The 13,067-nt window shown below is 43.9% G+C and carries 11 protein-coding genes; 8 read left to right on the top strand and 3 right to left on the bottom strand.

Annotated features, from left to right (window positions below; all coding sequences use genetic code 11):
• The 3 genes from AACT52_RS07200 to phnE form a co-directional block, all read left to right on the top strand.
• Positions 1 to 485: phosphate/phosphite/phosphonate ABC transporter substrate-binding protein (locus tag AACT52_RS07200; RefSeq protein ID WP_158055014.1), on the top strand; the 485-nt coding region annotated here is incomplete at its 5' end.
• Between the two features lie 226 nt (positions 486 to 711).
• Positions 712 to 1,440 (top strand): phosphonate ABC transporter ATP-binding protein, encoded by a 729-nt coding sequence (locus AACT52_RS07195; RefSeq protein ID WP_073636429.1) that lies wholly within the window; start codon positions 712 to 714, stop codon positions 1,438 to 1,440.
• A 37-nt stretch (positions 1,441 to 1,477) separates the two neighbouring features.
• Positions 1,478 to 2,272: a phosphonate ABC transporter, permease protein PhnE gene (phnE, locus tag AACT52_RS07190; protein WP_073636428.1), complete on the top strand. Its 795-nt coding sequence runs from the start codon at positions 1,478 to 1,480 to the stop codon at positions 2,270 to 2,272.
• 174 nt (positions 2,273 to 2,446) lie between these two features.
• On the opposite strand, the gene AACT52_RS07185 is transcribed toward phnE, so the two are convergent.
• Positions 2,447 to 3,100, bottom strand: coding sequence for a (2Fe-2S) ferredoxin domain-containing protein (locus AACT52_RS07185; protein WP_073636430.1), 654 nt, complete (start codon positions 3,098 to 3,100; stop codon positions 2,447 to 2,449).
• Positions 3,101 to 3,154: 54 nt separating this feature from the next.
• Positions 3,155 to 3,403, bottom strand: coding sequence for an Asr1405/Asl0597 family protein (locus tag AACT52_RS07180; protein ID WP_073636427.1), 249 nt, complete (start codon positions 3,401 to 3,403; stop codon positions 3,155 to 3,157).
• A gap of 506 nt (positions 3,404 to 3,909) precedes the next feature.
• Here AACT52_RS07180 and AACT52_RS07175 point away from each other — a divergent pair.
• From AACT52_RS07175 to AACT52_RS07160, 4 genes are all read left to right on the top strand, one after another.
• Positions 3,910 to 4,464 carry a Dps family protein gene (locus AACT52_RS07175; protein WP_073636426.1) on the top strand — a complete coding sequence of 185 codons (555 nt, stop codon included), beginning with the start codon at positions 3,910 to 3,912 and terminating at the stop codon, positions 4,462 to 4,464.
• A 537-nt stretch (positions 4,465 to 5,001) separates the two neighbouring features.
• Positions 5,002 to 8,265 carry a carbamoyl-phosphate synthase large subunit gene (gene carB, locus AACT52_RS07170; RefSeq protein WP_073636425.1) on the top strand — a complete coding sequence of 1,088 codons (3,264 nt, stop codon included), beginning with the start codon at positions 5,002 to 5,004 and terminating at the stop codon, positions 8,263 to 8,265.
• Between the two features lie 182 nt (positions 8,266 to 8,447).
• Positions 8,448 to 9,605, top strand: coding sequence for a sulfate ABC transporter substrate-binding protein (locus AACT52_RS07165; protein WP_073636424.1), 1,158 nt, complete (start codon positions 8,448 to 8,450; stop codon positions 9,603 to 9,605).
• 189 nt (positions 9,606 to 9,794) lie between these two features.
• A complete protein-coding gene (locus AACT52_RS07160) occupies positions 9,795 to 10,796 on the top strand; it encodes a PstS family phosphate ABC transporter substrate-binding protein (RefSeq protein WP_073636423.1) in 1,002 nt (333 codons plus the stop codon).
• Between the two features lie 260 nt (positions 10,797 to 11,056).
• Here the strand turns inward: AACT52_RS07160 and AACT52_RS07155 are convergent, their stop codons facing one another.
• A complete protein-coding gene (locus AACT52_RS07155; RefSeq protein WP_073636422.1) occupies positions 11,057 to 12,043 on the bottom strand; it encodes a substrate-binding domain-containing protein in 987 nt (328 codons plus the stop codon).
• 239 nt (positions 12,044 to 12,282) lie between these two features.
• On the opposite strand from AACT52_RS07155, the gene AACT52_RS07150 reads away from it, so the two are divergent.
• Complete coding sequence (locus AACT52_RS07150) at positions 12,283 to 12,981, top strand: hypothetical protein (RefSeq protein ID WP_073636421.1); 699 nt, start codon at positions 12,283 to 12,285, stop codon at positions 12,979 to 12,981.
• Positions 12,982 to 13,067 lie beyond the last annotated feature (86 nt).

Genomic DNA, 13,067 nt, shown 5'->3' with positions numbered 1-13,067 from the left:
GTGATTTGAGGAAGCCCACACTATACCGCTTACGGTTAGTGTGGGAGGATGTCACCTTCCCTGTGGGTGAGTTGGTGAAACAGAAACTTGTGCCAAATCGCGATCGCCTAGACGCTTTCTTTAGTCAAGTTGTCTACGGTGGCGATTACAGTAAAGCGTTAAAAGCCGTTGTGCAAGGTCAAGCAGATGTAGGAGCTGTGTCAGAATATGCTTTCAACACTCCGTATATTACGGATGCTGAAAAAAGCCAGTTACGAGTTCTCTATAAAATCCCTGGAGTTCCAGCACACGGCGTAGCCATTGATGATGACGTTCCTACTGCTACGCGCGAACGAATTATCAATGCCATGCTGAAGTTAAATGAACCACAAAACAACGAATTGCTTCGCAGCTTGTATAACTCCACAGAATTGGTAAAAGTTGACCATAATAAGCACTTAGCACCAATTCGTGAAGCGCTTAAGAACGCAGGAATTGACCCGTAATGTTAGTAGGGTGCGTTATAGCGAAGCGCAACGCACCATTGATCGGGCGTGCGTTACGGCAAGAATATTTATTGTCGCTATCTTTAGTCACAAGCGTGCCGTAACACAACGGCAATAAAGCGGGAGGAAAATCCACACCGCTTTTTGCCTCCCCTACATTAAGGTTTAGTTTATAAATGCTCTCTTAGCTGTTACCCAACTAGATAATTAAAATGCCTAAGCGCATATGACTCAGCCACTAATTGAGTGTCAGGACGTAGAAACTGCTTATTCCGCAGCTTTGAATCGTCCTATCCTTAACCAAATTAATCTCCAGATTCATCAGGGTGAGTTTGTTGTATTGCTGGGGCTGAATGGCGCTGGTAAGTCTACGCTTTTGCGTTCTTTAGTTGGGTTAGTTCCGATAATGCGCGGAGCAATTCGTATTAACGGGGTGCCGGTGACTCCACGCACGCTACCTCATATTCGACGTGATGTTGGTCTGTTATTTCAAGGCGGTGGATTGATTCGGCAATTATCGGCAATTGAGAATGTGCTGTGCGGACGCCTTGGCGCTAGGACAACTTGGGAAACGCTGTTTGGGTTCCCTAAAAATGACCGTCGTCAAGCGTTGGAACTGCTGGAACAGTTGGGGTTAAGAGAGCAAGCTTATCAAAAAACAGGTCAACTTAGCGGGGGACAACAACAACGAGTGGCGATCGCCCGCGCTTTAATTCAATCTCCTCAAATTCTGCTTGCAGATGAACCCATCACAGGATTGGATATCAAAGCATCCAAACAGGTGATGGAAACTTTATCTATGCTGCACTCGCAACAAGGTATGACAATTGTTACTGTTTTACACGATTTAGGTGTAGCGGCTGAGTACGCCCAACGAGCGATTGTGTTGGATGCTGGACGTATTGTTTATGACGGGTATTGCGACAATCTGCAAGCTCAATTTGCTCAAGCATAATCGATATCGCACACAGTAGGCGAATCCTTTTTTAGTAATGAAAAATTTCTCTCGTTTTTGGAAACGCTTTTCTTGGCTGAGTCGCCTACTCATCCTGTGCCTTGTTATTTTAGTTTATGGTTGGGCGTTGCAAGGTCTTAAAGTTGATTTTGGACTATTAAAGCAAAGCTTGTTCAACATCATTGATTTTGTGTCGCGGTTGTTTCCCCCAAATATAAGTTGGGATATTTTCAATAAAACAATCAAAGCACTAATAGAAACTGTGCAGATGTCTGTGGTAGGAACGACTCTTGGGGCAATGTTTTCTCTCCCCATTGCTATTGCCAGCGCCCGCAATGTCGCTCCTGTTTGGCTACAATGGTTAGCTAATTTCCTGCAAAATGCTGTGCGTTCTGTCCCTTCGATTATTCTTGGATTGCTATTTGTAGCAGCAACTGGACTGGGTCCACTAGCAGGCACACTGGCTTTAAGTATTTACACAATTGGCTATCTAGGAAAATTTTATCAACAAGCTATTGAAGCCGTTGACCCTCGTTCTATAGAATCTTTGCAAGTCGCTGGTGCATCTCGAATCCAAATTGCTCAATATGGTATCTTACCACAAGTGCTGCCCTTGGTTCTAGGCTACACCTTGTGGATGTTTGAGTACAACATCCGTGCGGCATCAGTTCTTGGTGCTGTTGGTGCTGGTGGCTTTGGCTTTGAGCTAAAAAGTTACATAGATGGCTTTGAGTACACGAAGGCAACGACTATGATACTAATACTGTCGGTCGTTGTTACCGTGATTGATGCCCTGAGCAGCAAATTGCGTCAGCGTTTGGAATCAATGTAGTTGTTTTGACACTCTTTCTTAATTGGTTACAAATGATAAACCCGGCTTCTTTAAGAAACCGGGTTGATGAGAAACTTTGCAAAACTTTTGCAAAAATCACGAGTGAGTATTTGAACAACAGCGGTAATCAAATTCTTAGTAGATTTTCCCATTAATATAGTAGTGCCACAACTGTCAGCACTCAGCTTGCCACACGCACGTTACTTTACTTTCCTGATCTTGCTCGTTGTCTACGGTGTCACCAGCAAAATGTTTATCCATCAGTGCAGGGACTTGTGTAGCTTTTATACGGCTGTAGCGAGTTTTGTCTGGCATCACCAAGTTTGGTCCCGCTTTGCAGTTTTTCATGCAACCAGTCCCTTTAATTGTCACCTCTGATTCTAAACCGCGAGCGCTGACAGCAGCTTCCAAAGCCTGACAAACCTCTGTACCACCCCGTTTCATGCAATCTGACTTTTGACAAACTAATATAGTAGCTTTTTTTGGCTTGGCGTTATTAGAAGAGGACACGGAGACATTTTCTCTCTGGGCGTCTTTACGTCTCAATGTCGCCGCGTCTGGTGAAGCCGCCATCACTCGCTGTGCCTTGAGTTTCACTTCGCCCGTTTTCAGATCCTGCTTTTTTTCTCCGACTACTTGCAACAGAGTACCTGGTGGTAAGCGCAAGTCAAAAGCAGCACGTAAATGTTTAGCCAGTTTAACGTAGCATTCACCGTCGGCAGTTTCTAGTAGTAAGCCTTTGAGCTTATAACCATCTTTAATCACAAAATCGAGAAACTTTCCCTCAATACAGAATTCTGAAACTTCACTCATGTGGCATTTACTCATTTTTTTTCCCCATTTTTGACTCATTTTTGACTAAGCTGTAGCTACACCAAGCTGTCAAGTGCGATACTGCCAGCATTTCTTAAGAGTCGAAACCAAGTCTTGGCGGCAAGCAGTAAATTGCTGCACAACACTCCAAAGTTGTAGGGCTGCTGTAGGATTGCTAATTTCAACTGTCAATGGCTGGTTCGTCTCACACCGGCAAGGAATGTCTAGTTCCTGCAAGCGTCGATATATTTGCCAGCGATCTGCCCAATTTACCTCAACGATGTACTTTACCTGCGGTTCTAAAATTGACGGTTTCAAGACAATCCCCCTAAAAGTGCAATAGTTTTGCAGTAAGTACGCACCTTGACTCCCATAATTTTTTGTTTGTTAGGAGCTTAGTACAACTTGTCATTGATAGGGGTCGGAAATGAAAGTTATGCCAAATCTGGGAAATGAATTATCCCTTAAGGCAATTCCGAAGCCCCTTTTATCGTGATGGGTACTTAGCTTCTTTACATAAGAATAACCTAAGTGCAAACTTTTCTCAGTAATTTTTGAAAAAAAATAAAATCTATAAGCATTCTTAAACTTCCCCCCGACTCAGGATGATGGAAAGCACATTTATTGAAAAAAATCAGTATGTTAGATAACATTACGGATGATATGTCTGGAAATCTCTAAAAAGAAATCAAAGTTAGGGCTTATTTTTAATACAAAACTCAAAAGTTTGTGAGATTAATTGAGCTTGCTATGATTTTTAAAATGTTAAGATGTAGAGACTAAGCAGTTAGAGTTACTAACTGCCAAAAGCGAGGAGAACAACAATGTCTGAAACGCAAACTTTGTTACGGAATTTTGGTCAAGTATATGACAATCCTGTCCTGTTGGACAAAACTGTAACCGAGCCAGTTTGTGAAGGATTTAATGTCGTATTAGCAAGTTTCCAAGCACTGTACTTGCAGTACCAAAAGCATCATTTTGTAGTTGAAGGTGCAGAATTCTACTCTCTGCATGAGTTCTTTAACGAAAGCTACAACGAAGTCCAAGAACATGTCCATGAGATTGGAGAACGCTTGGATGGACTGGGTGGAGTACCTGTTGCTAACTTGCGCAAATTGGTAGAATTAACCTGCTTTGAGCAAGAACCCGATGGCGTCTATTCTGCTCGTCAGATGGTAGAAAATGACCTGAAGGCAGAACAAGCGATTATTGGTGTGATTCGCCGCCAAGCAGGACAGGCAGAAAGTTTGGGCGATCGCGGTACCCGCTATTTGTACGAGAAAATCCTGTTAAAAACAGAGGAAAGGGCTTACCACTTGGCTCACTTCCTTGCTAAGGATAGCTTAACCTTGGGATTTGTTCAACCTGCTCAAAACTAAGGCACTCATAAGATAGAGTGATTTAACTAGACTGGAAAAAAAAGTTGTAAGTACTGGTTCTTAAACAACTATTAAGAAATGGCAGAGAGGTAGACACACTTCCTCTCTGCCATTTTTCATACAAGTCAACAAAAAAACAAAACATACTATTTAACCTCCAGGTTTCTTCTGGAAGATAGTTAGTAAATATTGTTATTTAGCAAGATTACCATATTAAAAAAAACTAAATTGTTTCTTCAGCCATTTGTTAAAATAATTATTTGCTTATTGAGAAAAATCATCATTTTAAATAGAAAAGAGTTGCAAAAAAAAGTAGATGCATCATGATAAACGAATAAAATAAAACCTCTAAAATGAGGGAATAAACCAACAACGTATAGGGAACAGAAAACACGGCATAGGGAAAAACCTCTAAGAAGCCTCCTATCCCCTATCTATAAAGAGAACTAAGAAAAGTTGATAATAAACAAAGTAACTAATGGGTGAAGACCCTTAGAATAATCAGGATTTATATTTTCTTACTCAAAAGCAACGACTATGCCCCGCCGTGACGATATCAAGAAGATTTTGCTACTCGGTTCTGGTCCAATAGTGATTGGACAAGCCAGCGAGTTTGACTATTCTGGCACTCAAGCTTGTAAGGCATTGCGAGAAGAACGCTACGAAGTGGTGCTGGTCAACTCGAATCCTGCCTCAATTATGACAGATCCGGAAATAGCGGATCGCACATACATCGAACCGCTGACACCGGAATTGGTTGAAAAAGTCATCGCCAAAGAACGCCCCGACGCCCTACTACCGACGATGGGAGGACAAACCGCCCTGAACATTGCTGTAGCTTTAGCTAAAAATGGGGTGTTGGAAAAGTACGGCGTTGAATTGATTGGCGCTAAACTCCCAGCCATTGAGAAAGCGGAAGACAGGAAACTTTTTAACGAAGCGATGACAAAGATAGGGGTGAAGATGTGTCCTAGTGGGACAGCTTCATCTTTAGAAGAAGCCAAGGCGATCGCCAGACACATTGGCACCTATCCTCTGATTATTCGTCCTGCTTTCACCTTAGGTGGTACCGGAGGCGGTATTGCCTATAACGAAGAAGAATTTGCAGAAATGGCACAAGCAGGTATAGATGCGAGTCCCGTGTCGCAAATCCTCATCGACCAGTCCCTACTCGGCTGGAAAGAATACGAACTGGAAGTGATGCGCGACTTGGCAGATAACGTTGTGATTATCTGTTCCATCGAAAACCTTGACCCGATGGGTATCCATACCGGAGACTCTATTACCGTTGCCCCAGCTCAAACCCTCACTGATAAAGAATACCAACGGCTGCGGGATATGGCAATTAACATTATCCGCGAGATTGGCGTGGAAACTGGAGGTTCTAATATCCAGTTTGCGGTCAATCCCGTAGATGGAGACGTAGTTGTCATTGAGATGAACCCTCGTGTATCCCGTTCTTCGGCTTTGGCTTCCAAAGCCACAGGTTTCCCCATCGCCAAAATGGCGGCGAAGCTGGCTGTTGGCTACACGCTTGATGAAATTGACAATGACATCACCAAGAAAACACCAGCCTCTTTTGAACCAACTATTGATTACGTCGTCACAAAAGTTCCCCGGTTCGCCTTTGAAAAGTTCCCTGGCGCTGAAGCAGTGCTGACAACACAAATGAAATCGGTAGGGGAAGCAATGGCAATTGGGCGGACTTTTAACGAGTCCTTCCAAAAGGCGCTGCGTTCCCTGGAAACCGGACGTGCGGGTTGGGGTTGCGACCAGAAAGAAAAATTACCTAGTGGTGAACAAATTCGCGCCCATCTGCGGACACCAAACCCTGAACGCATATTTGCTGTACGTCATGCCATGTTGCTAAGCATGAGTATTGAGGAAATCTACGAGTTAACGGGTATTGACCCATGGTTCCTCGATAAGATGCAGGAACTGCTGGAGGACGAGAAGTTTCTGAAGCGGACACCGTTGCAGCAGTTGACAAAAGAGCAGATGTATGATGTGAAGCGGCAGGGATTTAGCGATCGCCAGATTGCCTTCGCGACCAAAACCACCGAAGATGAAGTCCGTGCTTACCGCAAACAACTCGGTGTCATACCAGTTTACAAAACAGTAGATACCTGTGCTGCGGAATTTGAGGCATTTACTCCTTATCACTATTCTACTTACGAAGACGAAACAGAGGTCATGCCTACGGATAAACCCAAGGTGATGATTTTGGGTGGTGGTCCTAACCGCATTGGGCAGGGTATTGAGTTTGACTACTGTTGTTGTCACGCCGCCTTTGCTTTAAAAGACGCGGGCTATGAAACAATTATGGTCAACTCCAACCCGGAGACAGTTTCCACAGATTATGATACGAGCGATCGCCTGTATTTTGAGCCCCTGACAAAAGAAGATGTACTCAATATCATCGAAGCGGAAAACCCAGTTGGGGTGATTGTTCAGTTTGGTGGACAAACTCCATTGAAGCTTTCCCTTCCCCTACAAAAAGTTCTCAGCACTCCAAACTCACCACTCAGCACTCGGATTTGGGGGACTTCACCAGATTCTATCGACATTGCAGAAGACCGGGAACGGTTTGAGAAGGTTCTCCAAGAGTTAAATATTGCCCAACCGCCCAATGGTATCGCCCGTACTTATGAAGATGCTTTGGTCGTTGCCAAACGCATTGGTTATCCGGTGGTGGTGCGTCCTAGCTACGTGTTAGGGGGAAGGGCGATGGAAATCGTCTACTCTGATGCAGAGTTGGAACGTTATATGACTTTTGCAGTGCAGGTGGAACCGGAACACCCGATTCTGATTGATAAGTTTTTGGAAAATGCCATAGAAGTCGATGTAGATGCGATCGCCGACCACACTGGGCGGGTGGTTATAGGAGGTATAATGGAACACATTGAACAAGCGGGTATTCACTCGGGAGATTCTGCCTGCACCATACCTTCTATTTCTCTACCACCAATCGTTTTGGAGCAAATTCGTTCTTGGACGGTGGAGTTGGCGAAGTCACTTAATGTCATAGGGTTGATGAATATTCAATTTGCCGTTGTTGGCACGCAAAGTTCTTCGCCCCAAGTTTACATTCTCGAAGCCAATCCTCGCGCTTCTCGCACTGTACCATTTGTATCTAAAGCAACTGGTGTGCCATTGGCAAAGCTCGCATCATTAATTATGTCGGGTAAAACTTTGGAGGAGCTAGGCTTCACCAAAGAAGTGATTCCAGCCCACATTGCCGTGAAAGAAGCCGTATTGCCATTTAACAAATTCCCTGGTACCGATATTATTTTGGGACCAGAGATGCGTTCTACTGGCGAGGTGATGGGTATTGACAACGACTTTGGACGCGCCTTTGCCAAAGCAGTATTGGGCGCTGGTGAGCGTTTGCCCATGAGTGGTACAGTGTTCGTATCGATGAACGATCGCGATAAAGCAGCTGCGGTTCCTGTGGTCAAGGAATTTATCGATTTGGGCTTTGCTGTGATGGCGACGGATGGTACACGTCGCGTTCTTCATGAACACGGCTTAGATGTGGAGTTGGTGCTAAAACTGCATGAAGGTCGTCCTCACGTCTTAGATGCAATTAAGAACCATAGAATTCAGTTGATTATCAACACGCCTTCTGGGGAAGAAGCGCAAAGTGATGGTAGACTCATTCGCCGTACAGCCTTAGCTTACAAAATCCCCATCATTACCACAATTGCTGGAGCAAAAGCCATTGTCGCTGCTATCCGTTCCTTGCAAAATACAACCTTAGATGTGAAGGTTATCCAAGAATACACAACGGTGAGTTCGTAGCACCCTTGGGGCGTGGGGAGATTAGATCCCCGACTTCTTTAAGAAGTCGGGGATCTTGTAACCCAGGTGGCTAATTAATTAAAGAAAGATGAATGGCAGATGAAAACTATTGGTTGATTGACTTATAATACCGCAAAAGTACGGTAAATCACTGAATTTACCGTAAATATTACAGAATTTTGATGAGCAAGTGGCAACATATGAAAAAATCAGGGATGTACTGGATGGAGCAAATTCAGACTTATGTTATTAAAGTCTGGCGAGGGATTAGACACTGGAGTCATAGATCACAAATAGCAAGTTGGTCGAATGGACGTTCACTTCGAGACTTTGTGTGTCTTTTTTTGCTAGGAGCGACTTTAAGCGTGGCGATCGCCGCCTGTCAAAGCAGCTCAGCCTCAAAACCTGATGTAAAATTAAACCTCGTTTCTTTCTCGGTTACTCAAGCAGCTCACGATCAGATCATTCCTAAATTTGTAGCAAAGTGGAAGAAAGAACACAATCAAAACGTAACTTTTGAGCGCAGCTATGGTGGCTCTGGTTCCCAAGCCGATGCAGTGATTAAAGGCTCAATAGAAGCAGATGTGGTACACCTGGCACTCCCCTTAGATGTGAATAAAATTCAGCAAGCAGGTTTAATTCAACCCAATTGGGAAGTGGAAGCCGCCAAAGGTAGCATTGTCAGCCGTTCCGTAGCAACTATCGTCACCCGCCCTGGTAATCCCAAAGGCATCAAGACTTGGGAAGACTTGGCAAAAGATGACGTCAAGCTCATTGCTGCGAACCCCAAAACTTCCGGTATTGCTATTTGGGAATTTTTGGCTTTGTGGGGTTCCGTGACTCAAACAGGGGGTGACGAGGCGAAAGCGCTGGATTTTGCCACCAAAGTCTATAAAAATGTCCCCGTGCTAACAGCAAGTGCACGTGATGCAAGCGATCTCTTTTTCCAACAAGGAAAGGGAGATGTGTTAATCAACTACGAAAACGAGGTATTTTTGGCTGAGCAGAAAGGTGAGAAACAGCCTTATGTAGTACCTGGAGTTAACATTTCCATCGACAACCCTGTCACAGTTGTGGACAAAAACGTTGAGAAGCACGGTACCAGAGAAGTTGCAGAAGCATTTATCGATTTTCTTTACTCAGCAGAAGCCCAACAAGAATTTGCTAAGTTAGGATACCGTCCCGTTAACCCCAACGTAGTAGAAGAAGCAAGTAAGAAGTATCCCCAAATTCAAACCTTCTTTACTGCTCTAGATTTGGGAGGTTGGGATTCTCTCCAGAAGAAGTTTTTCACTGATGGGGGAATTTTTGACAAAGTTTGGACTGCGAGTAAGGCATAATGACTCATTTCCTTCTAAATTCTCAATCAAACTGCAATTAGAAGATGGAATAAGTTTGCATCACAAATAAGCTTGCATATTGAATTTTGTTCAAATTCTTGTGGACTGGCTGTCCTGCCCGCCCAAATAATGCAAGTTAAGTGCGTTACAGCTTCAGACAGTATTCCAAAGAAGACAGGATTATAGATTATGAGCTTTTGTTATCACTTAAAAAGTCGTGCTTTACTAACATCTCTGATAGTTATGACTTTCGGCATAACTTCTTGCAACAGCGCTCAGGAGAAGAATAAACAGGTGAGTGTCGATGGTGCGGCTGTTGGTTTTCCTATTTCTCTGGCAGTTGCGGAAGAATACCATAAAGTTCAGCCTAATGCTAAAGTGAGTGTTGCTTCAAGTGGTACTGGAGGTGGCATAAGTAAGTTTTGTGCTGGAGATATTGATATCGTGGGTGCCTCACGTACTTTCAGGAATGAAGAAATCAAAACCTGTAAAAAGAAGGGCATTAACTTTGTAGAACTACCTATTGCCCTTGATGGAATTGCCGTCATTACCAATCGTCAAAATAACTTCGCCCAATGTCTGACTATTGATGAACTTAAAAAAATGTGGAATGCCAAATCCACTAACAAAATCACTAATTGGAATCAAGTTAATTCCAAATTTCCCAACAAGCCGCTCAAGCTTTATGCCCCAGCTTCTGATACTGGAACATTTGATTATTTCACACAAGCTGTGACTGGCAAAGCCAAAAATAGCCGCACAGATTACACTCCTAGTCACAATCAAAACATCCTTGTCCAAGGCGTTGCGGGCGATCCGACTGCTCTTGGGTACGTTGGCATATCTTACTATTTGCAAAACCAAGAGAAGCTAAATTTGGTTGCTGTACAAAGTCCAAAAGGAAAGTGTGAAAAGCCAGTTCCAGTAGACAATGTAGTGAAAAATATTTACACTCCTTTGTCTCGTCCCCTCTTCATTTATGTGAGTAAGAAGTCCCTGGATAGCAAACCAGCCGTCAAGGAGTTTGTGAAATTCTATTTAGACAATTCTTGGAAATGGATTGATTCAGTTGGTTATGTTGCGCTACCCGATGACGCTTACGTCAAGGTACAACGAAAACTTGTGACTGGTGAAACTGGTACTAAATTCCAAAAGGCAAAACCAGGTGAGCCTATCATCAACTTCATCTAAGAAGAACTTTCTTGTTCTTAATTAGGTCAGTTCACTGTTGACTATACTTCTTACAAAAGTATGATTTCAAGATAAACCACAGATACACACAGATTAACACTAGTTAATTATCTGTGTGCATCTGTGTCCATCTGTGGTTTAATTTCATAAATTTGTCTTTTGCAAGAAGCTTCATGTAGTTCGTACACAAGATGAAACTAGACTTTCAAGGCACATTTAGTGATAAACTCTGTTTGTACAAAAGACGAATGTCCAGTAGTTCACCGGATGCTGACAAATCCAGCCTTTGTAATTAATTCCTGACCCTGAGCACTCAACAATAATCTGGCATAAGCTTCGCCCGCTTGTTGGTCAATTTGACCATTCTGTTTCACCACCACTGATAATCTCCGGCTCAAGGGATATTGACCACTCAGGAAGACTTCTGTGTTCACTTGGTTGCGCTGTTGCGGACACTGTTCGAGAGGCACAAAAGGCGTTTTGTAAGGGGGAACAAGTTCATTAAGGTTACGACCCACCAGTAGCGGCTTAACGTGACACTGGGATACCACCAACGGTGCTGAGGTGTAGTAAATACCCCCTGGATTAGCAGCTACTTGGCGCAGAGCTTCAGTTGTCGTTGGCATAAATTTAATATACGCACCCGAGTCGCGGTCTTTTTTACCGTAGGGTGTAATTTTTAGATTAGGACCACCGACTTGACTCCAATTCGTGATCTTGCCTGCGTAGATATCATTGAATTGGTTTACAGTCAAACCTTTAACGTTCAAGCTTGGATTTACAGCGATCGCAATCCCATCAATCGCCACTGGTATTTCATTGAGAGTAAAACCTCGCTGTCGCGCCTGCTGATATGCCTCATCTGCGATCGCCACAGAAGACTGAGCAAATGACAGTTGGTTGTCTAGCAACATCCGGATACCTGTCTGGGAGCTAGGAGCAGCCCGATCAGGATCAACGTAGCGCAAGCGAAACTGAGGCCAAACCTTTTGAATTGCTGGGTCTACTGCTTTGCGGATCGATACCCAAGTTGTACTACCACCATAGTTAAACACTCCAGATGGAACGTTCTGTACAGAGGAGAAAGTTTTGACGTTAGACTGCCCTAGTGGCTGCGATTTATTGTTAACTAAACCACCCAAGTTAACACCAGAGCGTTTCATCAACCACCAAACACCACCTCCTACTAACCCCAGTGTGATCAGCAGAGCTAAAACGAGAACAGTTGTTTCGTTTTTCTGAGACATAGATCAATGGCTTGTCATGCCAGAACTTGCTTAAAACATTAGTATACTTTTCTACTGTAGATTAAGCGCAAGTTAAAAAGCGATTAAATTATATTTAAAAATAGTGTTAAACTAATGCCAAGCTTCAGGAGCTACAAATAAGCTCTAATTTTGTTTTTCACACCTATCTTGGCGACCATCATAAGTGTTGCTGGCATGGCTAAGCATTGATTAACAACAAGTGCAGGAACTCCAAACAAATGAGTTGCAGGACTATCCCCTGGCTCTGGCTAACATTTGGTTTTTTATGGTACGCCTGTGCAAGCTTTGTTCTTGCTTATACTCCGCTTTGGATTAAGGCTATTGCTATTGCTGAGGCGATCGCCCAAAGCCCAGCGCCCTCACAGGCGATCGCAGTGACTGGGTTAATGGCTTTAGTTTGGACTGGGGTTTTGCCTGTAGCTTGGGCTGTTGTTGAAGCAGGATCTGGGGCAATGCCAGTGACCAAAACTATTGCTGGGGTTGCAGTTGTGGTTGTGGCTGGGATTGGAGTTATGGTTTTAGCTGGTGCTGGAACTTGGGCTTACGCCTTGGCTTGGTCTGGTGCTTGGGCTTGGGCAGCCTCTGGGGGTGGGGCTTGGACTTTGACCAGGATTTTAGCTCGGACTGTGATTTTGGCTTGGGCGAGTTGTTTGGCTTGTGGTGCGCTGCTAGGAGTTTTAGTCTGGAATCTGCCTTGGGCTGAAAGTTGGGTTGAAATTTTAGTTTGGTTTTTGGTTGAGGCTTGGGCTTGTGCTTTGCTTCTGGGGGTAGTTGGGGCTTTAGCTCTCACCTGGGCTGTGGTGGAAGATCAATTACCCAAGTCACTAAGCCAATTTCAAACTTTTCTCATTTTGGCTTTGACTTCTTTGTTAGGAATGGGGTTAGGGTGGTTAGCTAATCTAGTCTGTCGCTTTTGAGCAACCTTAGCACAAGGGGCGTTGGGCAAACTTGATACTCCCCACGGCTAAAAGCCGGGGGATTCTTGAAGAGTCCACAAACGAAC

The sequence above is a fragment of the Scytonema sp. HK-05 genome (assembly GCF_963872035.1).
GTDB lineage: Bacteria > Cyanobacteriota > Cyanobacteriia > Cyanobacteriales > Nostocaceae > Kalymmatonema.
Note: the sequence above shows the minus strand (reverse complement) of the source record. Positions and strands in the feature narration are given on the sequence as shown.